The following is a 25,702-nucleotide window of genomic DNA, read 5'->3' as shown; positions in this document are numbered from 1 at the left end:
GCCCGGCTCCACGAAGCTCTCGACTACCGCCCCCCCGCATCGGTCGAAGCGGCCTACACTCACCCCACGACGACCGCGCCCGCGACCGTCTAACCACGGAACGAATCCCAGGGCGCTTCAGCCTTCGAAGATGATGGTGCCCTTGTAGTAGGGGTTCTGCAGGGTGCGGTGCAGGGTGGACACGTGGATCGGCTTGGACGGACGCCGGGGTGTGGGTACTGATGTCAGTCCACGGACGGTGAGTTCGTTGAGGAGCGTGTTCAGGGTCCATTCCCCGCTGGCGTAGGCGGTGAATGCCCAGGTGATCAGTGGTGCACGGTCGGGGTCTGTTTCGACGGTGCGCACCACGCCCGGACGCCGCACCAGCCAGCGTCGACGATTCATCACGGGATTCATCCCCGAAGCCACCGGCCCGATGCCCGCCGATATGAGACATGCTCTGGATGAACTCCGGCAACACATCGAGGAACGAGCAGAAGCCCTTGCAGAGGAAGCCGTCACGACCCGCCCTGCCTGGATGAAGAGCCTTGGCACCGTGCCAAGAGAAAGCACGAACGCACGTGAGCGATGGGAGAAAACGCTCCGCGCGGTCGTCGCCTACCGGGACCGATACGGAATCGACACCCCTACGAGCTTGCTTGGTCCGGCATCGGACAACACGCAACACCGCATCGACCGGGAACGCATCGAAACGCTTCTCGCCGAGCCCGCTGAGCCCGCCTCGTCCCACGCTCCATCAGCGATGACTCGGGAAGGGGTGCAGCGGTGAGGGCTGCATAGTGCGTTGCGTCGACGACTTCGCTCACTACCTCAGGATGCTGCCCCGCTGGCTCACCTCATGCCCGTACGAAGTCCCCCATTTCCGAACGCGTCATACTGTGCTCTTGGCGGGAGGTGGATGGTCATGCAAGCACGGCGAGGCGGGCTAGGTAGGTGTCGAGTGCGGTGGTGATGCTGTCGGGGGTGAAGGTCTTGGGGGCAGTGATCGCGTTGAGCGTGAGGCCGTCGGTGAAGGCCCGTAGCAGGGTGGCTTCGCGTGCGACGTCGGCACGCGGAGCGAAGGCGTGCACGGTGACTTGGCACAGGTGCTGAAGCCCGTCGTTGACTTCTTGGACGATTGTTCGGAGTTCCGGGGTTCGCGCTGTTGCGGTGACGGCGAGCCAGACGTGGGCCTCGGTGCGGCGGGCGTCGTCCAGTGGGAGTGCCTGAAGCCACGCCTGTCGGATGTCGTCTCGTGTGCTGCCAGTCGGCGTGAGGGTGGCGAGTCGTTCAGCCTGATCATCGCGGAGCATCTGGATGGTCGAGGCGAGCATGCCGTCGCTGCTGGGGAAGTAATGCCGCAGCGTTGACGGCTGTACGCCCGCTTCGGCCGCGACTGTGCGCACGGATACGGTATGGGTGCCGTCGCGTTCGATCACCCGGGCAACGGCGCGCGAGATCGCAGTCCGGCGTGCTTCGTGATCAACGATCTTTGGCATCGAGTCTCCTTTGCCTGTACCCGCGCCTATTATGGTACGACTGTACTATATTACTTGGCGCCTCCGGAAGGATCCCATGTTCAAACTCTCCGCCCGTCACGTCACGGGGCTCCTCGTTGTGGGCACGACCTCGGGCATGGCCATCCCGCTGACGCTCTGGCTGCTTCGCGATCCTGTACGCTTCACTGCCGATCTCCTCGGGATCGGCCAATCCGCGGGCTTGATCCCATGGGCCTGGGGGATGGCGACGGTCATCGCCATCACTTATGTCACCTATACGTTCTGGGCGGTCCCCTTCGTGAGGGAGCACGCCACAGAGCTCACCGGCCTGAAGCTCCTTGCCGTTCCGCTGGCGCTGGTCAGCGGAACGCTAGAGGAGCTCATATTCCGGAAGTTCCTCATGGACTGGCTTGGTGCCCTTGGCGCAGCCGGCTTCTTGCAAGTCCTCGGGACCGGAGTGGCTTTCGGTGCCGCACATTCTTTGTGGGTGCTGTTCTCGCGCGATGCGCGGATCATCCTTCCCGTCACCACCGCCACCACCGTCCTCGGGGCGGCGCTCGGGATGACTTACCTTCTCGCGGATCGCAACGCGCTCCCAGTGATCGTTGCGCACATCGTCATCAATCTCATCATCGAGCCATGGCTCCTCCTGAGTGCGGTCAACAAAAGGTGGGGCGCGCCGCAACCTGTACGGGCGGTTCACGAGCGATCGCGCACAGGCTGTCCCTAGCGAGGTCCGGCATCCTCAGGGCGGCGCGCCTGGCCGGTTGGCCAGGCAGACTTTATGTCTGATAAAGTAGTTGCATGCCTGATAAGAAGTTCTCTGTTGATGATGCAACTCGTCTGGTCGCTGTGGGCGAAAAGGCTGAGGCGGACGCCCGGCGTGCGGTGCGGTGGTTCCGTGTGTTCGTGGTCATGCAGGCGGTGTACGCGCTAGCGTTCACTGTGTCGATCGATGTGGCCGGAGTGGACTATTGGAAGGCGTTCGCGCCGTTCCTGCTGGTCACGCTGTGCATCTGGATGATCGCGCTCCAGCACCGGCAGTCCGCGCCGCGGCACGGCCTGCGGAACATGGGCATCGCGGTGGCGACGTGGTTCGCGCTCTACACGCTGATGCTCGACCCGGCGCTTCAGCTGTTCAGCGCGTCTTCGCCGTGGTGGTGGGTGCTTGCCGGCATGGTTTCGGTCACACCGATCCTGGCCTGCGTGTTCGCGAGCTCGCGGCGATGAGTCATCCGCGCAAGGACATCGACACACTCATCCACTCCCCGGTGCGGTTCTCGCTGCTGGCCGCGCTGCGCAACCTCGAAGACGTCGATTTCCGGTTCCTCGCTGACCTGTTGGAGGTCAGTGACTCGACGCTTTCCCAGGCCCTGACCGTGCTGTCGGAGGCGGACTTGGTGAGCGTCCGTAAGGAGGCGGTCGGGCGTCGCACCCGCACCTGGGTCAGGATCACCAAGGTCGGGCGTGAGGCGTTCGAACAGCACCTTGCGACCCTGCAGGCCATCGTCGAAGCCGGCACCCAGACCTCACGTGGAGAAGAGAAGCCCGATGACACACCAGCTCCCGCATGATGACACGGCAAGACCTGAAGAACCTCGCTTGGAAGAGCCACGTCTTCCGGGGATGAGCTCAGCGACGATATGGCCGAGCACGCTCATCCTGACCGCGGGAATCGCGGGGCTCGCCGTCCTCAACGCAGAAGGCGATCTGAAGCTCCCCGGCTCGGAACGGTTGCAGGTCCTTGACGATCCTGAGGGGCTGATGGGGCTGATCTCCTACGCCGGAGTCGTCCTCGGCGCCATCGCCTTGGGCGCACTGGTGTTCAGCTGGTGGCGCGGGCGTCGCAAACCCGCTCATGCTCTGACCTACTGCGGATCGGGACTTGTCCTCTGCGCGCTCGGCGTGGCACTCATCATCGGTGCAGGCGGTGAGCGCCCTGTGCCTTTCGCCGCGCTGGCCTGGACCACAACGGCGATCGGCCTGATCATGACGGCCTCCTCGCTGACGCGCCTGATCAAGCCTCATCCGACTGACCGAAGCCCCTGACTTAAGAAAAGGCCGACGCACCCGTACCTGGGTGGCGATCACCGACACCGGCTGTGATGCCTTCGCACGCCACCTGGCGACCCGCGCCATCATCAGCTCCGGCGCCACCGACCCCAGCAGCGCCGCAGACCCTCAAGAGAGTGACCGATGAACACCTCCATCCTCCTGGCACGCCCAAGCGATCTTGATCCGGCCGCCGATACGCTCAGTTCTGCGTTCGAGCAGTACCCGTGGACCCGGCACGTCATCCCCGAGACCGGATACACCGCACGACTGCGTCAGCTGCAGCGCCTCTACCTCGGCTACGCGCACGCCCACGGCCTGGTCGCCGTGACCGAGGACCTGGCAGGGGTCATCGCGCTCCTGCCTCCGACCGCTCCTGAACCGGATACGGAGATGATCGAGCAGATCATCCAGTTGCATGGCGACCGGATCGACAGGATCGCTCCTGGTGAACCGCCGGCAGGCGCATGGCGGTTGGAGACTCTCGGCGTACGCCCGGACCGGCAAGGACGCGGGATCGCCACTGCGCTGCTGACCTTCGCGCTGGCCGAGGTCGCCGACCGGGGTGGGAAGCAGGTGGTGCTCGACACCTCGGACCCGCGCAATGTCCGCCTGTATGAACGTCATGGTTTCCGTGTCACCGCGCACATCCCAGGAACTGATGGCCCACCGGTGTGGACGATGCGCGCAGCCATCGAACGACCACCCGGCCATGTAACGTCGTTCCCCGCATCCGCCGAAGTCGCCCTGAGTGAGTACCTGAAGGCGACCAACACGCATGACTTCGATCAGGTCGAAAAGATCCTTACCCCCGGCGCGGTCTACTTCTTCGGTGACGCGACCTGCGTCGGCCTCACCGAAGTCCGGGCCTACTTCGAGAGCACCTGGGCAGCGATCCCTGATGAGCGGTACTGGGCTGAGGACATCTCGTGGGTGGTTGCCGGTGCCGACGCCGCGGTGGCCGTGTACACGTATCGCTGGTCCGGGACCCTGGACGGGGCGCCACGCTCGGGAGCCGGGCGCGCCACGAACGTGTTCACCCGCACCGGCCAAGGGTGGCGACTGACCCACGAGCACCTCAGCGGCCTGCCCGTTACAGAGAACCCGAGAGCTCAGGAGGAGACCGCATGAGGACGCTGTGCGTCGTCACCCATCCCGAGGCCACACACCACGTGCATGAGCTCGTCGGGGGCTGGCACGACTCCGAACTCACCCCCCCCGCTGACTACAACGTCATGACCTCATACAACTAGGCCGTCGTCTTTCCCGAGAACCAGCCGCCGGTGAGAGAATGGTACATATGCCCACCACGACCGAGCCCGAGAGCGGGTCTGCAACAGAGTTCGACCTCTCGGCGTTGAGCGCTCCCGTGGGCCGTCGAGCGGCGCGGGCGTTCTTCGACTCCGATGACCCGGCGATGATCCAGCTCGAGGAACAAGTCATGGGCCGGCATCGCCGGTACCGGATCTTCGCGATCGTCGGGGTCGTGGCTTTCCTCATGGGCCTCGCCCTTCACTTTTGTCTCCCGCTGGATGACGACGGTCGCTTGGCGCGCTTGCTCATTGGCTGCGGGTTGCTTGCGATCGTGATCTCTGTCTTCCAGTTGCGTCGCACGGGCGCGATGCGCGCCTACCAGATCGCGCGTTTCGCCGAGGCCAACGGTTTCAGGTTCTCCCACTTGAAGCAGTCCGCGGGTTATGAGGGGATGCTGTTCACGACCGGCTGGGACCATCACCGGTGGATGACTGTGAACGGGACCATTCGCGGTCGGCCCGTGGAGTTCGGTAACCTCACTTTCACCCAGGGCGGGGCCCGTCACTACACGCGGATGCGCGGCTACATCGCGATCCGGCTTCCGGCGCGGCTGCCGCGGATGCTGATCACGGCCGGGTCGAACCCGCTTTTCACGACGACGATCCCGGACTACCCGCACCGCGACGATCTTGTCGATGTCGGACAGGGGCGCGCGTTCCGGCTCTACGCGCCGGAGGGTGCGGCGGTCATCGCCCGGGCGTTGTGCACTGCTGACGCTGTGGCGCTGTTCGCGGGGCTCGCGAAACGCTACACGATCGAGATCACCGGTGACATGCTCTTCCTCACCCGCTTCCGGGAGGTCTCCGTCGGCCGTGCCCGGCAGTGGCGACGACAGCTCGCCGACGTCCAGGCCCTCACTCGGATGATCGGCGTCTCGGATGTCTGGCAGGCGATGCGGGCGCAGCCGAAGCGGTTCCTTGCGCAGCTTCCCGAGATGCGGCAGCACTTCATCTCACGGTCGCCGGTGCTGACCGCGCTGATCCTCGTCGCAGGGATCGTCGCGATCTCCGTCCTCATCGTCCTTCCACTGATCATCATGGAGTTCACATGACGGCCGACCTGCCCGACATCGGACCGGACCCGTCGGCACCGACGGCCTGGGCGGGGAGCGTGTCGCGCTATGACCCGCACGGTCTCGACGTGCTGGAGGCCCACGTCATCGCGCATCGTACGAGCGCGGCCGAGTGGACGGTGATGTCGGTTCCTCGGCGGATCTGGACAGGGCTTGTCGAATTCGTGCCGTGGCTGGCGTCGATCGGTGGGTTCGCGATGCTGCTGGGCGATGACCGTGCGATCCGTCTGGGCAGGATGACCGAGCGGGGCGCAGAGCATATTCCCTTCGCGGCGGTCTGTTACGCGGTGGCGGCCCTCGGGGTCGTGGTGCTGTTCGTTCGATGGTTGCGGGGAGGGCGCAGGCAGACGAAGGGAATGCGTCTGCATCTGGTGCTCGTCTTCGTGTTCGGAGCCCTCGGGATCCCCGTGGCGTATATGCTCGCGACTCGCGACGGCGTCGGTATGGGGCTCATGATGGTACCGACCTACGTGATGATGGGGCTCGCCACTGTTCTGTTCGTCCTCGTGCAGCTCTCGCCACCCCCGGAGCCCAAATCGGAGATCGCGTTCGAGGACCTCGACGAGAAGACCGTGAAGCGCCTCATGACGCTGCGCGGGCGGGCGATCGACACGCTCGTGAAGCGCAGCCTGCTGCCCGACGAGAACATCGACGCGCTCAAAGCGCGCCCGCTCGGTCGTCTGCACATCGAGGATGAACCGTCATGAGCGGCGTGCGGGGCGAGAGCTTGAAGAAGGCTAAGGAGGACGGAGAATGATCGTCTGCTGTGGGCTCGAAGGTGCACGGAGCCTTTGTCGTCGGTGTGAGCCGGGCGCACGTTCCTCGCGGTCCTGGGCACCGCGCTCGTCATCAGCGCTCTCTGGGTCGGGATCGCGTGCCTCACCGCCGACTCGCCGCTGGACATCGCTCTCGTGCCCGCGATCATCGGCGTCATTGCGCTCGTCGGACTGCTCGTCGGCGCGCCGCTGCTCTCCCGTTTCGTCGAAGCACAGGAGGTCGCCGGCCGCATCGAGGTGCGGTACGTGCTGAGAGCCCGCCGCGTGATCCCCGTCCCGGACATCGACGAAGTGGTCTTGGTGCGGACCCTGCGCCTATCCTCGTGGAGCGGTAGGCCGTCCTCGGCCCCGCGGGTAGTGCTGCGGCGAGGCGGGCGTACCGTGGAGCACGGCCACATGGAGCGGATCGGTGACGACTTCTTCGAGGTCGTAGTGATCCTTGATCTCGTCCCGAACCCAATCCTTGGCTGCCTTGCGGGTCGGGAACGTCATACTGGGCAAAACTACTGGCTTCGCGACACCCATGTCTCGGCCTCCTCGCATGTCCATCCAGGAAACGTCCCGTCCCGGTGAGACGCAGGCGCTTGGCCGCCCGACAGAACAGTAGAATCGGCAGCATGTCCGACCTGTTGCCCAACGCGGAGCCTCTGGCTGAGATGCTCCAAGGCGCCACCGAGCCAAAGAACGATGCCCGTGCCATCGTTGCGGCAGCCAGCGCAGCATCATCGGTCGACGAAGTCGATACGGCCATCGGCACGCTCATCGAAACCTGGCGCACGTCATGACACAGACCACGATCGTATCGCTGGAGGTGCGAGGATTCCGAGCATTCGGTACAGATGCTGCGCGCTTCGAACTCGACGCGCCCGTAACAGTCGTCCACGGTGCGAACAGCCAGGGCAAGACTAGTCTCGCGGAAGCGATCGAGTTCCTCATCTCGGGCCGCAGTAGCCGCAGAGACCTCCTTGGCGGCGCCAAAGCCGAATACAACGACAGCCTCCGCAACGCTCACCTCCCAGCAGGTGAGCAGGTCTACGTTGAAGCTGTCGTCCGGATTGGAGACGGCTCCCTCCACACCGCTCGGAGAAACCTCATCGGTGATTTTGGCCGCGGCGCGGAGTGCGACAGCGTAGTTCTGATCGATGGCGACGATGCGGAGGATCTGTCCAGCATCGGGCTCTCGCTGGCAGACCCGCCCGTGAGCGCGCCGGTCCTCCTGCAACACATACTTCGCCACGCGCTTTCCACCGAGCCGAAGCAAAGAGTCGCCTACTTCAAGTCACTTCTCTCGCTCAGCGACCTCGACCTTCTCAGAGAGCGAGTCGCCGAGGGCCGGAAGCAATTGGAGCAAGAACCGGACGGACACTGGCTGCAGCAGGTCGCGACCCTTCCCGAAGAACTTGTCGACCTTCAGAAGCGGCTCAGCTCTATCGCACGGACAGCAGAATCACCCAACGATCTCGCCGCCGCCATCGGCGATGCCCTGCGAGACGCAGCCGAGATCGTCACCGGTGATACGCACGCGTCACTGGCTGACGCCAAGGTAGCCCTTGAGTCGCGGGTGAGCGCGAAGAGCGAAGCCGTTTTTCCGATCGCTGGATTGCGCGCGCAGCCGATACCGACCGTCGACCTTGTCGCACCCGAGACGAAGCAATACGCCGAGGTCCTCTCGGCAGTCGACGCGGAGGTCGCGCGACTTCAGCCGATCCTGGCGGCCGTGCTCCAGGTCGAAGAGATCGCCGACGCCTGCGCACCAGTGGACTGCCCCGTGTGTGCCACCCCAGAAGCGCTAACACCTGCCCGCATCGAAGCGCTGCGAGCAGAACTGGCTAGCGCCACGAATCTCGATCAGATCGCGGCCGAGACGCTCGCCGCCATCGACCGTGCGCAGGACGTTCTCACTGTTGTCACCCGTTATGTCACGACCGGGGTGCCGCAAGCTGCAGACGCACCCGAGTCTGATATCTCGCCTCTAGCAACCAAACTTGACTCCTGGGGACTCGACGCGGATCTTGTTCGTGACAGCTACGCGAGCGCCAGAAGCATCGCAGCTGACATACGCTCACTCACGCCCGACACACAGGCTACTAGTGAAGCGCTGATTGCGCTCAGAACCGCTGTCCAGCGACGGCAGCCGCTACCAGAAGTAGCTCCTGACTTCGCTGACCTCGACAACAAGCTCCACTCCCTCCGACAGCAGCATCAGGCGCACGCCGACACAGTCAGTGCGCTTGAACAAGCGGTCGCTCCCGTGATCACGCAACGAGCAGAGATCACCGACCAGCGCCAACTATTGCGGCTCTTCGACGCGGTCGCCAGGCTGGGTGAAGACCTCACCCGCGCGGCGCAACGAGATCGAGCACTAACACGCGTGAAAGCGGCAGAGAAAGAACTGCAGAAAGCTTCTATAGCGTTACTGGACGCGCGCTTCACCGAGATGAGTGAGACTATCAAGGCCTGGTGGCTTACGATCCGGCCAGAAGAACTCGTCGACTTCCTCGGCGTGAAATCCAAAGCCAGCGGCAACCGCTTCGTCAACCTCATCGCCGCCCTGCACACCGAAGCAGGGACAACCCCGGTCGAACGAGACGCCCTTGGGGTATACAGCGATTCCCAACTGAACGCCCTGGGGCTTTCCATCTTCCTGGCACGAGCCGAGCTATTAGGCTCACCCATCGTCGTCCTCGACGATCCCATCCCAGGCAGTGACCCCGATCACCGACTCACATTCGTCCAGAACACACTCACGAAGCTCCTTGACGCCGGAGTCCAAGTCATACTCACGACCTACGACGGGAAGCTTGCTGACTGGAGCAAGAGTCACCACGACCATCGTGGACTTGTGTCCTATGAACTCAACCTAGCAAGCCCTAAAGCAGGCACCGTGCCCACACAGACTTCCGACGTGTTCAGCCAGCTCATGCTCGACGCAGAAGACAACCTGAACGCTCCGACCGCTCGGGGCAGGCGCGCCGCGTGTGGCAGTTACCGCTCGGCCGCGGAACGGCTTGCGAAGCAGATCATCGCCACCGCACGCACCGAATCAGGCACCCTCTGTTCTGTAGCGGACGTTGAGATGGAAGCAAGCGTCCTCGGGCAACTCGTGCCGCTTGTTCGCGGATTCGCGCTGAGCAACGATGAGAAGGGGAAGTGGAACACGTTTTCAACCGTGTTGAATCCTGGCAATCATGACGACGATGTTCCTTCCACAACAGAACTCAAGGTCATGCGTGGGAACCTCCGTGTGATCGCGAAGTCGCACCGTGCCCACTGGACGAACGGTCTGGTGGCGTAAGCTTCCACTTCCCGACATGGCCCGTGAGGTGCGCAGTTGCTGACTATGAACGTCAAAGCGACCGCGGTACGGACGATGGGCGCATCTCCACTCCAGCGCGCACAATCTTGGACCGAACTGTTCCCGGGCTATACCCGAAACGCTCTCCGAGACGAGCGAGAGACTCACCATTCTCGTAACGACGTGCAGCATCTTTGATTTCGGCTTCGGTCATTCTCCGAGGCGGAGACGCGACGCCTGCGTCATGCAGAATCTTCCGGACCGATGTTTTCGTGACCCTCAGGCTGCTAGCGATGTCCTTGACATATGTCCCGGCGTGAAACAATCGAATGGCTTCGGCTCGGTCCGCGTCCGAAATCTGGGACTGCTGCACGGATAGGTGACAGGTTGTAGTCACGCCGCCAGTGCGACGGTCGTGTTCATAATGGTCTCGAACTCGATGGGCGTCAAACGGCCCAGGCGGGCCTGACGTCGACGGCGGTGGTAGGTCCGCTCGATCCAGGTCACCATCGCGATGCGCAGCTGCTCTCGGGTGGTCCAGGTGCGGCGGTCAAGGACGTTCTTCTGCAGCAGCGCGAAGAAGCTCTCCATGGCTGCGTTGTCTCCGCTCGATCCGACTCTTCCCATGCTCCCGACCATGCGATGCCGGGCCAGGGCACGGAGCATCTTCCGGCTGCGGAACTGAGATCCCCTGTCCGAATGCACCACGCAGCCGGCGACGTCGCCGCGCATCGCGACGGCGTTCTCGAGCGCCTGGACGGCCAGCCGGGACTTCATCCTCGAGTCGATCGAGTACCCCACGATGCGCCCCGAGTAGACGTCCTTGATCGCGCAGAGGTAGAGCTTGCCCTCCGCGGTCCGGTGCTCGGTGATGTCTGTCAGCCACAGCTCGTTCGGCGCGTCCGCGGCGAACACGTGCCGGGTCTGGCCGTGCTCGTCGACGACGGCGCAGAGGTCGTCGTGGACGGGAGTGCCCGGCTTGCGGTGCTTGCCACGCTTGGGTTTCCCGAAGACGCTGAACCAGCCGTTCGCGGACGCGATCCGCCAAGCGGTACGGTCGGACATCGCTTCGCCGTGGTCGCGGGCCTCGTCGGCGAGGAGCCGGTGACCGAACTCGGGGTCGTCCTGGTGGGCGTCGAACAGGGCGTTCGCGCGATAGGCCTCGACCACCTCGCTGTCGGTGATGGGGGCGGCCAGCCACCGGTAGTAGGGCTGGCGAGAGAGCTTCGATACCCGGCACGTCACCGTCACAGGGATCCCTGCGGCGGCGAGCTCACTCACGAGCGGGTAGAACCTTTTCCCGGCAGGTTCGCTTGCGACAAATACGCCGCCGCACGGCGGAGGACCTCATTCTCCTGCTCGAGCAGCCGGTTCCGCTTCTTCAGCTCCCGGATCTCCGCGGCCTCGGACCGTGACTGGCCGGGCTTGGCACCCGAGTCGATGTCGGCGCGACGCAACCACTTCTGCAGCGTCATCGGATGGACACCGAAGTCTTTCGCGATCTGCTCGATCGTCACTCCGGGCTCACGGTTCTGAGCGACGCGCACGACGTCGTCACGGAACTCGCTCGGGTAGGGCTTGGGCACAGCAACATCCTTCCAGGCCGCCCTCCCGGGCAAGCCAGATCAGATGTCACCCATCCGTGCAGCAGTCCCCTTCCGTCGCGTGATCGATGTACACATCTCTCCCCGTGCGTCGACAGCCCCCGAAACGTTGGCTCGCTGGACCTTTCCGTCCCTGACACGGGATGCGGCACGGGCAAGGCGCTGAGTGGATCCGCCGTGTTTGACCGTCTTCGCGTCCATTCCACAGTGAGCAGAAGCCCTGCACCGCAGATGAGCGGTGCAGGGCTTCTTCGTCGCATTGATGGAAGCGGTGCCGTGATGGCAGCGCTCCTGCCGACTACAGTGGACGGCATGGGGAGAGCGCAGGCCGAACTGACCGAGGACGGCCGGTACATCGTGGTCGACGGGCGGCGGTGGCGGGCCGCGGATCCGGACATCCCCGCACCCCTGAAACAGGAGCTCGTGGATGAGCTGATGCGGGCGCGGCGGCTCATCGGGCGCGGTGAGACCTCGGCGCGGGCCCGCGTGCAGGATGCGAAAGTCGCTCTGGGGGAGCGCGGCCGAGCCTGGTGGGATCCGGACGAGGAGAGCAGGGACGTCCGCGCCGTCGCCGCCCTCACCGCGCTTCTTCGCGCCCGCGACGGCGGGTCTGTGCGCCTGGGCGAGGTCGCGCAGATCGTCGCCGGGAGCGAGTGGCGGAAGCACCTGCACCGTCTGGCTGCGCTGCTCGAGGAGGGAGCGCGTGCAGACCGCTGGTCGCTGTCCTGCGAGGAGCCGGAAGCGGCCGATCCGGCCGATGTGCTCATCGCTGCAGGCCCGGAGTTCGAGGCGGAGGAGACCGCCGGGTGAGGCGAGGCACCGGGTGAATGGACGAGGCAGGGCGGATTTGTCTCCGAGTAAGCCGTCGCCTATGATTGTGCGAGTCGCCAGGTGGACCTGGTGAACGCCTTTCGGGGGTATGGCGCAGTTGGTAGCGCGTCTCCATGGCATGGAGAAGGTCAGGGGTTCGAATCCCCTTACCTCCACAGCGGGCCTGGCTCGTCTCACTGAGAATGCAGTGAGACGAGCCAGGCCTTTCTGTTGCCTGCAGTGCATCAGTTTCGGCCGCGGAGACGGATGTCTGCCACCTGGGTGGTGCTGTCGAACCTGACGGTCAGGAACTCGTCCGCAGGCAGACCACCCACGAGGTGCGGATAGGGGTTGACCCTGATGCGGGGACACTGCCACCGGCCCTGTGATCCACGTCCGGAGATCGTCGGCCTCGACCCGAGCACAGGTGAAGGAGTCCCTCCCGGTACCCCTCTCGCCCGGGACTCCCTCATGGAGCGGATCCCTGGTGGGCTGGTGGATCGTGGCCGCCGGCATCCTCCGGCGCCGTGTCCCAGTGGCATCCTCACAGAGAAGAAAGCTCGTCCACCACCCCTCATGGCAACTGATACAGAACAGACCGCGCCCGCTCCCTCGCGGCTGCCCTTCGTCACGTGGATCCTCGCCGCAGGCGTGTTCCTCATGGGCACCACGGAGTTCATCGTCGCAGGCATCCTCCCGGAGACCGCTGAGGACCTGGGCATCCCCGTTGCGGATGCCGGGCTCATGATCACCGTCTTCGCAGTCGGGATGATCGTGGGGACGCCGGTCATGGCGATCGTCACCCTCAAGCTCCAGCGCAGGCTGACCCTGACGCTCGCTCTCCTCGTGTTCGCTCTCGGGCACATCATCGCAGCGCTGACCTCGGTGTTTCCGCTGATCCTCGGCGCCCGGTTCCTCACGGCTCTCGCCACAGGAGCGTTCTGGGCGGTCGCCGCCGTCGTCGCCTCGAAGGCCGCTGGCGCTCGGCTGGCCTCCACCGCGATGGGGATCGTGCTCGGCGGCGGCATGCTCGCCAATGCCCTCGGCGTCCCGCTGGGTTCGTTCGCCGGACAGGTCCTCGGCTGGCGCGGACCGTTCTGGGCTCTGGCCGTGCTCGCTCTCATCGCCGCCGTCTTCATCCACCGCCTGGTCGAGCCGGATCCGTCCGGCGGCCCGCTGCCCTCGGTGCGCCGGGAGATCGCCGCGCTCAAGGACGGGCGCGTGTGGCTGGTCCTGGCCGGAGCCGCGATCGTGTGCGGCTCCTCGCTGGCCGCCTACAGCTTCATCTCCCCGCTGCTCACGGAGAACACCGGACTGCCGGCCTCCGCTGTGCCGCTGGTGCTGCTCACCTACGGAGTGGGCGCGCTCATCGGCTCCAACGCCGGCGGTGCGCTGGGCGGGCACAGGCCGTACACGGTGCTGTTCACCTCCGCGACGATGACGTTCCTCGTCCTCGGCGCGCTCGCCCTGTTCTCCCACAACGCCGTCGTCACGGTGATCCTCGTGGGACTGCTGGGGCTGTTCGGCATGTCGACGAACCCCATCCTCATCAGCAAGGCCGTCGGCTTCGCGGACCACGCCCCCACCCTGGCCTCGGCGCTCACGACCTCGGCGTTCAACGTCGGCACCGCGATCGGTTCCTGGATCGCGGGGCTCACCCTCGCCACCTCGCTCGGTGTGACCGGACCGGTGGTCGTTGGCACCGCCATCGCGGCGCTGTACTTCCTGCCCCTGGGCTTCCTGTTCTGCAAGGAGCGCCTCAGCCCGCTGCGCCGCCGCCGCGTCGTGGAGGCTCCGGAGGAAGTCTGAGCGCGCGCTTCAGCGCAGAGGCCGCTGCTCCGCGTCCGCGGCCTCCGCGCTCTCGCTGGCGGCCCAGGAGGCCAGGAGCCGCATCCTCTCTGCGGAGGCGGACCCGGGTTCTGCGGTGTAGATCGTGAGGGTCAGCCCGCGCTCGGCCTCCATCTCCATCCCCTCATAGGCCAGGGTGAGGTCCCCGACCACCGGATGATGGAACGACTTGAACCCGGAGCCGTGGTGGCGCACATTGTGCGCACCCCACCGGGTGCGGAACTCGAGGCTGCGCGTCGAGAGCTCGCCGATGAGGTCGTGGAGCTCCTTGTTGTGCGGATCGCGGGCGGCCTCCGTGCGCAGGATCGCGACCGTGATGTCCGCGAAGCCCTCCCAGTCCGGGTAGAAGGCGAGGGCGCGTTCGTCCAGGAACGCATGGCGGGCGATGTTGGGCCGCTGCCCGGGCATCTCGTAGAGCTCCGTGTAGAACGCCCGTGCCAGCGGGTTGACCGCCAGCAGGTCCATGCGGCCGTTGCGGACGAAGGCGGGGCCGGCAGTCACGGCGTCGAGCGCCCACTGGAGGCCCGGTTGGGGCCTCCAGCCGTTGGCGCGGCGGCGCTGGGGAGGGCGGGCGACGGGGCTGGCGGCATGGGCGAGGTCGAACAGATGGGCGCGCTCGGCATCGTCGAGCTGCAGTGCCTTCGCAAGACTGTCCAGGACCTCGGGTGAGGCGCCGCTGATCGCCCCGCGCTCCAGCCGGGTATAGTACTCGATGCTCACCCCGGCCAGCGCGGCGACCTCGCTGCGGCGCAGACCCTTCACCCGGCGGTTCGTGCCGGCCGGCAGGCCCACCTGCTCCGGAGTGACCCGCGCCCGGCGTGTGGTGAGGAACTCACGCACCTCTGCTCGATTGTCCATGACGGCATGGTATTCCGGCGCCGGGGCGCGAGGGAGTCCCTCCCGGTACCCCCATCAGCAGGGTCTCCCCACGCTGCTCCGGCTGTGGTGGCATGGAGCGGTATCCATCCATCCGCCTCTTCAAGGAGCACCACATGCGCGCAGTCATCATGGACGCACCCGGAACCGTCACCGTCACGGACCGTGAGGACCCGCAGATCGTCGAACCCACCGATGCCGTCATCCGCATCACGGCCGCCTGCATCTGCGGCTCCGACCTCTGGCCCTACCGCGGCACAGAGGAAGCGGACCACCTCCTCATGGGCCACGAGTACGTGGGCGTCGTCGAGGAGGTGGGCGCGGCGGTGAAGACCGTGAAGCCCGGTGACTTCGTCGTGGGCTCCTTCGTCATCTCCTGCGGCGAGTGCGAGATCTGCACCGCCGGGTTCCCCGGCCGCTGCGTGCACGCGGAGTTCGTCCACGGCGGCATCGGCACCCAGGCGGAAAAGGCCCGCATTCCCTACGCGGACGGCACCCTGGTCGCCACCCCCGGCCAGCCGGACGCGGATCTCATCCCCTCCCTGCTCGCCGCCTCCGATGTCCTGGGCACCGGCTGGTACGCCGCCGTGACCGCCGAGGCCGGGCCGGGGAAGACCATTGCCGTCGTCGGCGACGGTGCGGTGGGCCTCATGGGTGTCCTCGCCGCCCAGCAGCTGGGCGCCGAGCGCATCATCCTCTCCTCCCGGCACGCGGATCGCCAGGCGCTGGGCCGCGAGTTCGGCGCCACCGACATCATCGAGGAGCGGGGCGATGCCGCGGTGGCGCGGATCAAGGAGCTTACGAACGGCCTCGGCGCTCACGGCACCATCGAGGCCGTGGGCACGCAGGAGTCGATGATGCAGGCACTGCGCTCCACCCGCCCCGGCGGCAACCTCGGCTTCGTGGGCGTGCAGCACGATGTCGCGATCCCCGGCGACGAGCTGTTCTTCTCACAGGTGCGGGTGCAGGGCGGACCGGCCCCGGTGCGCCGCTTCCTTCCCGATCTCATCCAGCGCATCTGGGACCGGAAGATCAACCCGGGACGGGTGTTCGACCTCACCCTGCCGCTCGAGCAGGCCGCCGAGGGCTACCGGGCGATGGACCAGCGCACCGCCACCAAGGTCCTGCTCACCGTCTGACCCGCCCGACGGAACCGCACAGACCGTCGGCATCTGAGCGGCAGGATCCCGAAGGCACGGGGACGCCCCTCACCTCCTCCCGCGCGCTACCGTCTGCTCCATGAAAGAATCGTCCCGGCCGGCACCGGCGCGCCGCACGCTCCTCGACCGGCTGTTCCGCGTGGGGCTGGTGCTGAAGGCCCTCGACGGCGTTCTCGAACTCGCAGGCGGAACCCTGCTGCTGTTCGTGAGCCCCGCACAGATCGGCACGTTCGTGGGGCTGATCACCCAGCACGAGCTGAGCGAGGACCCGCATGACCTGATCGCGAACGCGCTCCGCCATCTGGCGACGGGTCTGGACGTGTCCGCCACGCTGTTCGCGGCGATCTACCTGCTGGCGCACGGCGTCGTGAAGGTGGTCCTCGTCTGGGCGGTGCTTCGCGACCGCCTCTGGGCCTATCCTTGGCTGATCGGCTTCCTCCTCGCGTTCATCAGCTACCAGGTGTACGAGATGACGGTGCGCTTCAGCTGGGGGATGCTCCTGCTCACCCTCTTCGACGCCGTCATGGTGGCGCTCACCTGGCGCGAGTACCGGCTGCACCGGCAGCGACTGGGACAGTGACCGGATCGTGCCGCCCGGAGACCGGTTCGTGTCTGGCCTCACCGGCGGGGAGGGGCAATGATCGAAGCATGACCACAGCTCTCCTCGTCCTCGACGTCCAGGAATCCTTCCGCGCCCGGCCTCTCTGGTCCCAGGTCTCGAACCCGCAGATCGTGGATCGGGTGAACCGCCTTGTGGCGGCCGCGCGTGCCGGGGGACATGCCGTGCACTGGATCTGGCACGCGGAGCCGGGCAGCGGAACCGTCTTCGACCCGGAGCGCGGATTCGTCCGACCCCTCGAAGGACTGGACGTGGACGACGGGGAGCCGCAGCTGACGAAGACCTCGCGGAACGCCTTCACGACCACCGGGCTCGCCCAGCGGCTGACCGCGGCAGGCGTCACCGATCTCGTCATCGCGGGGATCCAGACCGAACAGTGCTGTGAGACCACCGCCCGCGTCGCCGCGGACCTCGGGTACTCCGTGACGTTCGTGACCGAGGCGACCGCGACCTTCCCCGTCACCCGCCCGGACACGGGAGCGACCCTGAGCACGGATGCGGTGATCGAGCGCACCGAATTCGCCCTCGCCGGCCGCTTCGCGCGCATCGCGACCGTCGACACGGCCTTCGCCGCCGCAGCGCTCGCCGCCGCGCATGAGTGAGGAAGGCACGAGGGAGCTGGAGGGCCCGCACACACCGGCTGCAGTTCCGCAGCGGCCTGCGCCGCCGCAGCGCGTGGAGTACGTCCTCGCGCCGGGGCTCCAGCTCCTCGACCTCGCGGGGCCCGCTCAGGTCTTCGGCACCGCCGCGGAGGCCTCGGGCCGGGGGTGGGCGCCCTCCTACATCGCCGAGGCCGCGACGGTCCTCTCGCACCAGGGGCTCCCGCTGCGCGCGGAGACGGAGTGGCAGCCCCTCCACCCCTCCGACCTCCTCGTGGTGCCGGGGTGGCAGGTGGGCGGGCAGAGACGCCCTGTGCCCCTCGGCGCAGCCCTCCTCGACCGGATCGCCGCGCACCATGCGCAGGGCGGGACCGTGATGAGCGTCTGCGCCGGCGCGTTCGCCCTGGCGCGCGCCGGCCTGCTCGACGGCCGGCGCGCCACCACCCACCATGCGCTGCAGGACGAGCTGGCGCGCCTGCATCCCACGGCCCGGGTGGTGCGGGACGTCCTGTTCGTCAGAGACGGCCGGATCCTCACCTCCGCCGGGATCGCGAGCGGCATCGACCTCGCGCTGGACCTCGTCGCCCAGCGTATGGGATCGCGGCTCGCCTCCCGCGTGGCACGGGCGATGGTGGTCTACGTCCGGCGCAACGGCCATGCCCCGCAGGAGAGCGTCATGCTCCGGCACCGGGACCACGTCGACGACCTCGTGCACCGGGCGCAGGACCTTATCGACGACCGCTACGCGGAGAGCCTCTCACTCACGCTGCTGGCGCGGGAGCTGCGCGTGAGCGAGCGGACCCTCACGCGGGCCTTCTCCCGCACCCTCGGCACCACGCCGCTGCGCTATCAGCAGAGCCTTCGCCGCGAGCGGGCGCAGCTCCTCGTCGGCGCAGGTGCGGACAGCGAGACGGCCGCTCGCGCGGTGGGGTTCCGGGACGCGCGCATGCTCCGCACGCTGCGCCGGCGATCCGGTGGCATCACCCCGCCGTGACGCCCGCCTCCTCCATGAGCAGCCTCCGGACGTCCTGCTCCAGACCCACGTACTCCTCCGCCTCGTAGGCGAGCCCGTCGCGCACCCGGACGAGGATGGTGTTGTGCATCCGGAGGGAGCCCAGCGCGAGTGTGAACTGGACGAGGAAGCCGTCCTCGGTGACACGCCAGCTCTCCCGCTCCCGAGGCGGCAGGCCCCCTCCGGAGCGGACGTTCGCGATCGCCGTGTCCACGGAGACCCAGGCGTCGTCGGTGCTGTGCCAGACCCGAGCGTCCGGGTGGCAGAGGGGTCTGAAGCTGTCCAGCTCGTCGAACGCCCGCAGCCATGCCTGCGCGAGCTCCGCCATCGTCCGGTCTTCCTGCGCGTGATCCGTCATCGTCGTCTCTCCGATCCTCTCGGTGTGCGTCGCGGCGTCGTCGCCTCGACCTCCTCAGCAGAACGGACCCGAGCACGCGGAAGGGAGGGAGAGATCCTTCCCTATCATGTATGAAACATCATGCATTATCGTCGCGGACAAGGTCGCGACCGGGCCCGTGCGGCACGGAGCACCTGAACAGAACTCACGCGGTACGAAGGAGTGCGAACATGCTGAGCTTCGAGGGAAAGGTCGCGCTCGTCACGGGCGCGGGTCAGGGCCTGGGACGGTCCCATGCGCTGGAACTCGCCGGCGGCACTGCCGCGGTGAGCCGCGGCGATGTGACCCAGGACGCCGAGGCCATCGTCCGGACGGCGCTCGACGAGTTCGGGCGCCTCGACGTCGTCGTCGACAATGCCGGGGTGAATACCCCGAAGGCCTTCGGCCCGGGCATCGAGGAGGAGGTGCGGCGGCACATGGAGGTCAACTACCTCGGGACGGTCGCCGTCACCGCGGCCGCCTGGCCGCACCTCGCGGCCAGCGGTGCCGGACGCGTGGTGAGCACCACCTCGCCCACCATCGTCGGCTGGGAGGGGCAGGTCCCCTACGTGGTCTCCAAGGCCGCGGTCTTCGCATTCACCCGCACACTGGCGATGGAGGGTCTGGCGCAGGGCATCAAGGTCAACGCCATCGCCCCGACCGCCTACACCCCGATGGCCGCTGCGGCGGAGCTGCCGGAGGAGCTCAAGGAGAACCTCCGGGCGAACATGACGACGGAGATGGTCTCTCCGTTCGTCGCGTACCTCGCGCACGCGGACTGCGAGGTGACGGGGGAGTCCTTCCTCACCCAGGGCGGGCTCATGCAGCGCATCACCCTGGCCGTCAACGACGGGTATGCGAATCCGCAGACCACGGCGGAGGACATCCAGGCCCACCTCGCGACGATCCTCGACGACGCGACGAGCACGCCGCTCGGCCGCATCGGCACCGAGGACGCGGGCTCCCTCCTGGACATGCTCGGGAGCTGAGGCCCCACGGTGCGCACGCCCGGTCCTCGGCGCGCAGCCGGCGAGGACCGGGCGCGTTCTCCGTTGACAGAGTTCATGAAGTGGATATTGATGAAACTGTGTGGAAACATCGCATAGTCACCACGTCGCATCGCCGGATACCGCGCATTCCGCAGGGCTGTGCTCCCGCTGCGCGCTGGCCGGGGGACGCGGCGCGCTGACGGTCCCTTCTGTCTGTCGAAAGGAGAGTCCGTGCTGTCAGCTTCCGACAGTTCGCACCTCACCCAGCTGGGCACTCCCGGCGTCCTCGCACTCCTCCTCCTCTTCTACGGGGGCACGATGTGGATGTCCGTCGCGATCTCCAGACGCAAGGAGAACGCGGACGGCTACATGACGGCCGGCAACAGGATCGGCTTCGGCATCTCCGCCGCCTCCATGACCGCCACCTGGATCTGGGCATCCTCCATGTACGCCTCCGTCACCGCGGGCTACACCTACGGCGTCTCCGGCCCCATCCACTACGGGCTCTGGGGTGCGCTGATGATCCTGTTCATCTACCCCTTCGGCAAGCGCATCCGTGCGGTCGCCCCCAAGGCGCACACCCTCGCAGAGGTGATGTACGCCCGCCACGGCCGCTCCTCGCAGCTCATGCTCGCCGGCTCCAACGTGCTGGGCTCCGTCATCTCGCTCACGTCCAACTTCATCGCCGGGGGCGCGATCATCGCGATGCTCTCGCCCCTCAGCTTCGGCGCGGGCATCCTCATCGTGGCCGGCGGGGTGCTGCTGTACACCCTGTGGTCCGGCTTCCGCGCCTCCGTGCTCACCGACTTCGCGCAGGTCATGGCGATGCTGGGAGCCGCGGCGATCGTCATCCCGGTGATCTTCTTCGCCGCCGGCGGACCGGACATGTTCGAGGCCGGACGCGCGGCCGGCACCGTCACTCCGCAGCAGGAGAGCTTCCTCTCCTCCGAGGCCTTCATGAACCAGGGCGCACCGTACATCGCGGCGGTGCTCGCCTATGCGATCGGCAACCAGACGATCGCCCAGCGGCTCTTCGCGGTGCGCGAGGACCTCATCAAGCCCACGTTCGTCACCGCCACCGTGGGCTACGGCGCCACCGTGATCGGGATGGGCATGGTGGGCGTCATGGCCCTCTACCTGGGCGTCCAGCCGCTCGACGGGGACGTCAACAATCTGCTGCCCCAGATGGCCGGCGAGTACCTGCCGGTGATCCTCCTGGCGCTGGCGTTCGTCATGATCGTGGGGTCGCTGTCCTCGACGGCGGACTCCGATCTTGCCGCGCTCAGCTCCATCGTGATGGCGGACGTCTACGGGCAGTCGGTGGGCCGGGACAAGGCCGACCCCAGGAAGATGCTGCTGATCGGCCGCATCACGATGGTCGTGGCGACGGCGGCGGCGCTGTACTTCGCCACCGCCCGGTTCGACATCCTCGATCTGCTCGTCTTCGTGGGTGCGCTGTGGGGCTGCCTCGTGTTCCCGGTGATCGCCTCCTTCTACTGGAAGAAGGTCACGAACCTCGCCTTCACCGTCTCCGTGCTCGCCGCCCTCGCGGTGTTCATCCCGGTGCGCTTCGAGCTCATCGCGCCCACCGGCGTCTGGGCGCTCGTGGTCGAGGCGCTCTCGATCCTCGGCGTGGGCGTGGTGCTGGGCATCATGGCGTTCGGCTTCTTCGGCAGGCGCACCGCGGTGATCGTGGGCGTCCTGGCCACACTGGCCGTGCTGCCCTTCGGCTTCGGACACCTGCGGGACTACGCGGTCCTGTCCGGTTCACTGGTGGCCTACGCGGTCTCGTTCCTCGTGTGCTGGGGCCTGTCCGTGCGGTCGCGGATGAACTTCGACTTCGACCGGATCCGCACGGTCACGGGTGACTTCGACACGCGGACGGCCGCGGCCGAAGCCCCCACGGGCACCGCGCACGGCTCCGCCGCCGTGGCGAGCGCGCGCCGTCTCACCGACAACGACGAAGGGAACTGACCATGTCCGCAGCCGTCCTCACGGTGTACGTCCTCGTCTGGCCCGTCCTCGTGGCGGGCATCCTCGTGACGATCGCCCGCGGCTTCGCCAAGGACGCGAAGGAAGCGCGCGACGAGGGCCGTCCCCTCATCTGAGCGGGACACCACCCCGGGTTCGCCGAGGCCCTTCTCCCCGTCCGCACGGAGGGGGAGAAGGGCCTCGGCCGCGTCATCGGCCCTGCACGGCCAGGACGGAGTCTGCGGCTCCGCGGGCGCATCGCTCCGGCACCCCGTCGGCCTCGTCGAGAGGGACCTCAACCGCGGTGAAGGTCGTGTGCTCGCCCACCTGCACCGTGCCCAGCATATCGGCGGTGACGGAGGGGCGGTCACCGCGCAGGACGAACTCGGTGCCCTCCGGGAAGACCGCGAGCCGTGGGCGCTGCTCGTCCCCGGCACCGTCGGACACCACGGACAGGCATGCGCCGGGGCCGACGACGAGGCGGCCGGAGACCTCTGCGGCCTCACCCTCCGTCTCCTCGACGGGGGAGGCGGCGGTGAGACCCATGGGGCCTTCGCCCTCGGCGGCGACCGTGAGGCCCGCGGCTCCGGAGCCGGTGGCCGGTCCCATGCTCGCCCCGGCGTCCGAAGCCGTTTCCCCCTCTGCCCCGGGAGAGGCCTCCGCCGTCCGCTGCGGCACCTCCTCGGGAGCCTCGGTGGGGTCCGCCTCTCCTGCCGGGCCGGTGCAGGCCGCGAGTGCGAGCGCGAGGGTGAGCCCTCCCAGCACGGTCCGGGATGCGCGTCCCGCCTTCAGCACCGTCGTCATACCAGTCCTCTTCCCTTCCTGTTCGTGCCGAACCGTCGCCGCACCGCACGCCTCGTGCGCCGTGGTGCGGACCGCCCAGTCCATCACAGGGGACACGGCCGGCGCGAACCCGCCCTATTCTGTGGGGATGGACATGACGGGTGGGTGCTCCGGCGGAACGGGCCTCGGATGATCCTCGGCGAGGAGATCGAGCTGGCGCGCGACGCACTCCGCGCAGGATGGAGCGTACGGATCACCGGCAGCCGGGGGAGCGGCCGCTCACGGGTCGCCCGGGAAGCCGCGGACGCGCTGGAGCGGTCCGGGGCACCGGTGCTCCGCTGCCGTGGTGAGCACTCGACCGCGGACAGCCCCGGCTCCGTGCTGCGGCAGCTCGCGGCGGAGCTGGGACTGCGCCCGCGCGGAGCGGACGGCCGGTCCCCGGCGGGGCAGGGCGCGGAGGATCTCGCGGGAGTCCTCGACCAGGTGACGCAGGGACTCACGGCGTCGACGCTCCTCGTCGTCGACGACCCTCACCGCATGGACCCGGTCTCCCTCCGTGCGCTCGCCACACTCCGGGAGCGCACCGGTGCGCGCACGGTCATGAGCGAGGTCACCGGCGCCTCGGCCGCGGAGAGGCTGCCGCTCCACTGGCCGGAACGCGTCGTGACGGTCCGCCCCCTCGACCTCCCCGCGGCGGGAGCGCTGGCCCACGCCGTCCTGGGCGCTCCGCTCTCCCCGGCGGTGCTCACCCGCGTCCTCACCAAGACCGGCGGCTCGCCGCTGCTGCTCACCGCGCTGCTGCAGAGCGCACGGCACCGCGGGCTGCTGCAGGTGTACGAGGGCATGTGGACGCAGTCGGGCTTCGCCCTCTGGAACGACGACATGGCGCCGGTGATCGACGAGATCCTCACCGGGGAGGGCCCGCAGGGAGTGGCACTCCTGGGCGACCTCGCGCTCGAACCCGCACGCTCCGAGGCAGAGCTGGTGCGGGCCCACGGGGAGGGGACGCTGCGCGGGCTCCGGGAGAGGGGCCTCGTCCGCTCGACCGCGGCGCAGGGGAGCCCCGGCCTCGTCGTGTGGCCGCCGCTTCTGGCGGAGCGCTTCAACCGCGAGCGGATCCCCGCCCTCACGGTGGAGGAACCCGTCAGCGATGTGCCGGACTGGTGCGGCTCCGCGGACAGGCTCGCTGCGCTCGCCGCCCGCTTCGTCGAGTCGTCCCTGGCGCAGGCCGGACGCGCGCTGGCGGCCTGGCGGGCGGACCCCACGGTGGAGCACGCGCTCGCCTACTGCGCCGCGGCCTCCGGCGACCCGCGTCAGCAGGACGACCTCGAACGCGTGCTGGCGGACACGCCGACGGCCGGACGTCCCGCGGACGCTGCTCTGTTCCGCCTGGCGTACGCGCGGGCGCAGTGGACGGCCATCCGGCACCACGATCCGGAATCGGCCCTCTCCTCACTGTGGGAGTTCGGGCATGCCCATGCGCCCTGGCGGGAGTCGGCGGAGTCCGCGAGCACACTCATCGACCTCTTCACCGGCAGGGGAGTGCCCGCAGACCTCGACGGGGTGCTGAGACCGGGACCCGATCCCACCGGTGTGCGCGAGGCCGCCGCCCTCGTGGCCCTGCTTGCGGCCGGACGGATCGGGCGTGCCCGGCGGGAGGCGGACGCCCAGCCCGGTGCGGAACGGGCGGTCACGGACTGGGCGCGGCAGGTCCTGCCGCTGTTCGAGGGCGACTTCCTCTCCGCCCTGCGGATCGCGGCGCAGGAGATGCGCCGAGGGGAACGGGAGCTGGACAGGGTCGCGTTCGTCTCCGCCGGCTACACGGCGGTGCTCGCGCATCACTCGCTCGGCAGGTACCGGGCGGTGCAGGAGTGCGTCGACGCGATGGTGATGGTGGGGCGGCCGCAGGTCGACTACACGTCGATGTACGCCGCGGCGCTGAATGTCCAGGGGCTCATCGCGGTGTTCGGCGGACAGCCGGAGGCGCGGGACTCCTTCCTCAGCGAAGCAGCCGTGCTCATGCCGCAGCCCGGACCGTTCCTCGGCATGGGGACCGACTCCTTCCAGCCGCTCCTGGACCTCCGCAGTCCGGCCGCCGTGTCCGACGGCGCGGCCGCGGAGACGGTGCGGAGGCGACGGCGGCTGGGCTACCTCGCGGGAGCCGCGCAGACCGGCGCGGCGCTGCTGACGCTCGCCTACGGCCGGGAGACGACGGAGGAGCTGCGCACGGTGCTGCGCGAGGCCGATCTTCCGGCCTATCGCACGGCGGGGGAGCTCACCGCGCTCATCGACGCCGGTGCGGGCGCCTCCCGGCTCGCAGAGCTGCTCGGCACGGGTGCGGGCCGTCAGGACGGCGCGCTGCTCCGCTCGCTGCTGCGCTCCGCGGCGAGGCGCATCCGCGCCGACGGCGAACCGCACCGCGCGGACGAGCTCGAGTCCGTGGCACGCACCGCCTTCGACAGCGCCGCCGGTCCGGACCTCGACCCGCTCGAGCTCGACCTCCCGGCGCGGGGGACCCAGGTGCTCACGGCGCGCGAGCGCGAGATCGCCCTGCTCGCCGGGTCTCTGGGGAATCGGGAGATCGCGGAGCGCCTCAGCCTCAGCGTGCGCACCGTGGAGAACCACCTCGCCCGCGCCGGGCGCAAGCTGGGGTCGCCCGGCCGCGGGGAGCTGGCACGGCTGGCGGAGCGGACGGCCTGATCCTCAGCGCCGCGGAGCGCTGCGGGACCGCCGGTGCGGCGCCAGCAGCAGGAACGCCGCTGCGAAGAGCGCGAGAGCACAGGCGATCCCCGCCGGCGTGCGCAGGACGAGGGCGGCCAAGCCGAGGAACGGCAGGGTGAGGACGTGGGCACCCACCTGCCGCACCGCGTAGGGGCTCGGATCGTCGGAGGAGTTGGCATCGCCTCGCAGCGTGAGCGCGACGATGCCGTCCTCGCCCTTCTCCGCGGCCACGACCCGGTGGGTGAGCAGACCCTCGCCGCCGGGGCGGGGGACCGTGACGATGTCGCCGGGGCCCACCTCGGCGGCGGGGACGGATCTGAGGAGGACCAGCGAGCCGACGGGCAGCG

The 25,702-nt window shown here is 67.9% G+C and carries 27 protein-coding genes, 1 tRNA gene and 1 pseudogene; 22 read left to right on the top strand and 7 right to left on the bottom strand.

What is annotated here, in order from left to right; translation table 11 throughout:
- Nucleotides 1–117: 117 nt before the first annotated feature.
- Nucleotides 118–384, bottom strand: a complete 267-nt coding sequence (locus Q0A33_RS16305; protein WP_291799362.1) for a recombinase family protein — start codon at nucleotides 382–384, stop codon at nucleotides 118–120.
- Between the two features lie 518 nt (nucleotides 385–902).
- Nucleotides 903–1,478, bottom strand: coding sequence for a TetR/AcrR family transcriptional regulator (locus tag Q0A33_RS16300; protein WP_291799359.1), 576 nt, complete (start codon nucleotides 1,476–1,478; stop codon nucleotides 903–905).
- A 76-nt stretch (nucleotides 1,479–1,554) separates the two neighbouring features.
- Here Q0A33_RS16300 and Q0A33_RS16295 point away from each other — a divergent pair, with 76 nt between their 5' ends.
- The 11 genes from Q0A33_RS16295 to Q0A33_RS16245 all read left to right on the top strand — a co-directional run bounded on the left by Q0A33_RS16295 (nucleotide 1,555) and on the right by Q0A33_RS16245 (nucleotide 9,987).
- Nucleotides 1,555–2,208 carry a CPBP family intramembrane glutamic endopeptidase gene (locus Q0A33_RS16295; protein WP_291799356.1) on the top strand — a complete coding sequence of 218 codons (654 nt, stop codon included), beginning with the start codon at nucleotides 1,555–1,557 and terminating at the stop codon, nucleotides 2,206–2,208.
- A gap of 74 nt (nucleotides 2,209–2,282) precedes the next feature.
- Nucleotides 2,283–2,708 carry a hypothetical protein gene (locus Q0A33_RS16290; RefSeq protein WP_291799353.1) on the top strand — a complete coding sequence of 142 codons (426 nt, stop codon included), beginning with the start codon at nucleotides 2,283–2,285 and terminating at the stop codon, nucleotides 2,706–2,708.
- On the top strand, nucleotides 2,705–3,052 hold the full coding sequence (locus Q0A33_RS16285; protein ID WP_291799351.1) for a transcriptional regulator: 348 nt from the start codon (nucleotides 2,705–2,707) through the stop codon (nucleotides 3,050–3,052). Before Q0A33_RS16290 ends, Q0A33_RS16285 begins: the two co-directional genes overlap by 4 nt.
- Before the next feature lie 52 nt (nucleotides 3,053–3,104).
- Nucleotides 3,105–3,527: a hypothetical protein gene (locus tag Q0A33_RS16280; RefSeq protein WP_291799348.1), complete on the top strand. Its 423-nt coding sequence runs from the start codon at nucleotides 3,105–3,107 to the stop codon at nucleotides 3,525–3,527.
- 147 nt (nucleotides 3,528–3,674) lie between these two features.
- Complete coding sequence (locus Q0A33_RS16275; RefSeq protein ID WP_291799345.1) at nucleotides 3,675–4,661, top strand: GNAT family N-acetyltransferase; 987 nt, start codon at nucleotides 3,675–3,677, stop codon at nucleotides 4,659–4,661.
- Nucleotides 4,658–4,783 (top strand): hypothetical protein, encoded by a 126-nt coding sequence (locus tag Q0A33_RS16270; protein WP_291799342.1) that lies wholly within the window; start codon nucleotides 4,658–4,660, stop codon nucleotides 4,781–4,783. Before Q0A33_RS16275 ends, Q0A33_RS16270 begins: the two co-directional genes overlap by 4 nt.
- A 47-nt stretch (nucleotides 4,784–4,830) precedes the next feature.
- Nucleotides 4,831–5,895, top strand: a complete 1,065-nt coding sequence (locus tag Q0A33_RS16265; RefSeq protein ID WP_291799340.1) for a hypothetical protein — start codon at nucleotides 4,831–4,833, stop codon at nucleotides 5,893–5,895.
- Nucleotides 5,892–6,623: a hypothetical protein gene (locus Q0A33_RS16260; protein WP_291799337.1), complete on the top strand. Its 732-nt coding sequence runs from the start codon at nucleotides 5,892–5,894 to the stop codon at nucleotides 6,621–6,623. The genes Q0A33_RS16265 and Q0A33_RS16260 overlap by 4 nt, the downstream gene beginning before the upstream one ends.
- A 204-nt stretch (nucleotides 6,624–6,827) precedes the next feature.
- Entirely contained in the window at nucleotides 6,828–7,265 is a 438-nt protein-coding gene (locus tag Q0A33_RS16255) for a hypothetical protein (protein WP_291799334.1), read from the top strand.
- A gap of 44 nt (nucleotides 7,266–7,309) precedes the next feature.
- Nucleotides 7,310–7,477 carry a hypothetical protein gene (locus tag Q0A33_RS16250; RefSeq protein ID WP_158255478.1) on the top strand — a complete coding sequence of 56 codons (168 nt, stop codon included), beginning with the start codon at nucleotides 7,310–7,312 and terminating at the stop codon, nucleotides 7,475–7,477.
- The gene (locus Q0A33_RS16245) at nucleotides 7,474–9,987 is read left to right on the top strand and encodes an AAA family ATPase (RefSeq protein WP_291799326.1); all 2,514 of its coding nucleotides are present in this window, start codon (nucleotides 7,474–7,476) and stop codon (nucleotides 9,985–9,987) included. The genes Q0A33_RS16250 and Q0A33_RS16245 overlap by 4 nt, the downstream gene beginning before the upstream one ends.
- A 393-nt stretch (nucleotides 9,988–10,380) precedes the next feature.
- Here Q0A33_RS16245 and Q0A33_RS16240 read toward each other — a convergent pair.
- Nucleotides 10,381–11,573 (bottom strand): IS3 family transposase gene (locus tag Q0A33_RS16240; protein ID WP_291799323.1). Its coding sequence is split into 2 segments (ribosomal slippage): nucleotides 10,381–11,286 and nucleotides 11,289–11,573, totalling 1,191 coding nucleotides; the frame shifts between segments, so codons are not numbered across the junction.
- A gap of 330 nt (nucleotides 11,574–11,903) precedes the next feature.
- On the opposite strand from Q0A33_RS16240, the gene Q0A33_RS16235 reads away from it, so the two are divergent.
- The 3 genes from Q0A33_RS16235 to Q0A33_RS16225 all read left to right on the top strand — a co-directional run bounded on the left by Q0A33_RS16235 (nucleotide 11,904) and on the right by Q0A33_RS16225 (nucleotide 14,210).
- Nucleotides 11,904–12,401, top strand: a complete 498-nt coding sequence (locus Q0A33_RS16235; RefSeq protein ID WP_291799320.1) for a DUF3253 domain-containing protein — start codon at nucleotides 11,904–11,906, stop codon at nucleotides 12,399–12,401.
- Nucleotides 12,402–12,504: 103 nt separating this feature from the next.
- Nucleotides 12,505–12,577: transfer RNA gene (locus Q0A33_RS16230), tRNA-Ala, on the top strand.
- Nucleotides 12,578–12,977: 400 nt separating this feature from the next.
- On the top strand, nucleotides 12,978–14,210 hold the full coding sequence (locus Q0A33_RS16225) for an MFS transporter (RefSeq protein ID WP_291799317.1): 1,233 nt from the start codon (nucleotides 12,978–12,980) through the stop codon (nucleotides 14,208–14,210).
- Nucleotides 14,211–14,219: 9 nt separating this feature from the next.
- On the opposite strand, the gene Q0A33_RS16220 is transcribed toward Q0A33_RS16225, so the two are convergent.
- The gene (locus Q0A33_RS16220) at nucleotides 14,220–15,107 is read right to left on the bottom strand and encodes a helix-turn-helix transcriptional regulator (RefSeq protein ID WP_291799313.1); all 888 of its coding nucleotides are present in this window, start codon (nucleotides 15,105–15,107) and stop codon (nucleotides 14,220–14,222) included.
- A 134-nt stretch (nucleotides 15,108–15,241) separates the two neighbouring features.
- Here Q0A33_RS16220 and Q0A33_RS16215 point away from each other — a divergent pair, with 134 nt between their 5' ends.
- The 4 genes from Q0A33_RS16215 to Q0A33_RS16200 all read left to right on the top strand — a co-directional run bounded on the left by Q0A33_RS16215 (nucleotide 15,242) and on the right by Q0A33_RS16200 (nucleotide 18,497).
- Nucleotides 15,242–16,264, top strand: a complete 1,023-nt coding sequence (locus Q0A33_RS16215; protein ID WP_291799310.1) for a zinc-dependent alcohol dehydrogenase family protein — start codon at nucleotides 15,242–15,244, stop codon at nucleotides 16,262–16,264.
- Nucleotides 16,265–16,364: 100 nt separating this feature from the next.
- Entirely contained in the window at nucleotides 16,365–16,865 is a 501-nt protein-coding gene (locus Q0A33_RS16210) for a DUF2127 domain-containing protein (RefSeq protein WP_291799307.1), read from the top strand.
- Nucleotides 16,866–16,933: 68 nt separating this feature from the next.
- Nucleotides 16,934–17,506 carry an isochorismatase family protein gene (locus Q0A33_RS16205; protein ID WP_291799304.1) on the top strand — a complete coding sequence of 191 codons (573 nt, stop codon included), beginning with the start codon at nucleotides 16,934–16,936 and terminating at the stop codon, nucleotides 17,504–17,506.
- Entirely contained in the window at nucleotides 17,499–18,497 is a 999-nt protein-coding gene (locus Q0A33_RS16200; protein WP_291799301.1) for a DJ-1/PfpI family protein, read from the top strand. Before Q0A33_RS16205 ends, Q0A33_RS16200 begins: the two co-directional genes overlap by 8 nt.
- On the opposite strand, the gene Q0A33_RS16195 is transcribed toward Q0A33_RS16200, so the two are convergent.
- Nucleotides 18,484–18,873: a hypothetical protein gene (locus Q0A33_RS16195; RefSeq protein ID WP_291799298.1), complete on the bottom strand. Its 390-nt coding sequence runs from the start codon at nucleotides 18,871–18,873 to the stop codon at nucleotides 18,484–18,486. The two genes, Q0A33_RS16200 and Q0A33_RS16195, sit on opposite strands and share 14 nt — an antisense overlap.
- A gap of 209 nt (nucleotides 18,874–19,082) precedes the next feature.
- On the opposite strand from Q0A33_RS16195, the gene Q0A33_RS16190 reads away from it, so the two are divergent.
- The 3 genes from Q0A33_RS16190 to Q0A33_RS16180 all read left to right on the top strand — a co-directional run bounded on the left by Q0A33_RS16190 (nucleotide 19,083) and on the right by Q0A33_RS16180 (nucleotide 21,988).
- Complete coding sequence (locus Q0A33_RS16190; RefSeq protein ID WP_291799295.1) at nucleotides 19,083–19,880, top strand: SDR family NAD(P)-dependent oxidoreductase; 798 nt, start codon at nucleotides 19,083–19,085, stop codon at nucleotides 19,878–19,880.
- A gap of 318 nt (nucleotides 19,881–20,198) precedes the next feature.
- The gene (locus Q0A33_RS16185; RefSeq protein ID WP_291799365.1) at nucleotides 20,199–21,854 is read left to right on the top strand and encodes a sodium:solute symporter family protein; all 1,656 of its coding nucleotides are present in this window, start codon (nucleotides 20,199–20,201) and stop codon (nucleotides 21,852–21,854) included.
- Between the two features lie 2 nt (nucleotides 21,855–21,856).
- On the top strand, nucleotides 21,857–21,988 hold the full coding sequence (locus Q0A33_RS16180; RefSeq protein ID WP_291799291.1) for a putative transporter small subunit: 132 nt from the start codon (nucleotides 21,857–21,859) through the stop codon (nucleotides 21,986–21,988).
- A gap of 73 nt (nucleotides 21,989–22,061) precedes the next feature.
- On the opposite strand, the gene Q0A33_RS16175 is transcribed toward Q0A33_RS16180, so the two are convergent.
- Nucleotides 22,062–22,655 carry a hypothetical protein gene (locus Q0A33_RS16175; RefSeq protein ID WP_291799287.1) on the bottom strand — a complete coding sequence of 198 codons (594 nt, stop codon included), beginning with the start codon at nucleotides 22,653–22,655 and terminating at the stop codon, nucleotides 22,062–22,064.
- Nucleotides 22,656–22,823: 168 nt separating this feature from the next.
- Between Q0A33_RS16175 and Q0A33_RS16170 the strand changes: the two genes are divergently transcribed.
- Nucleotides 22,824–25,334: a LuxR family transcriptional regulator gene (locus tag Q0A33_RS16170; protein WP_291799284.1), complete on the top strand. Its 2,511-nt coding sequence runs from the start codon at nucleotides 22,824–22,826 to the stop codon at nucleotides 25,332–25,334.
- 3 nt (nucleotides 25,335–25,337) lie between these two features.
- Here the strand turns inward: Q0A33_RS16170 and Q0A33_RS16165 are convergent.
- Nucleotides 25,338–25,702, bottom strand: a pseudogene (locus Q0A33_RS16165) (S26 family signal peptidase); the annotation flags it as partial.

It is taken from the genome of Brevibacterium sp. (assembly GCF_022712115.1).
GTDB lineage: Bacteria > Actinomycetota > Actinomycetes > Actinomycetales > Brevibacteriaceae > Brevibacterium > Brevibacterium salitolerans.
This window is presented reverse-complemented; position numbering and strand designations above follow the sequence as displayed.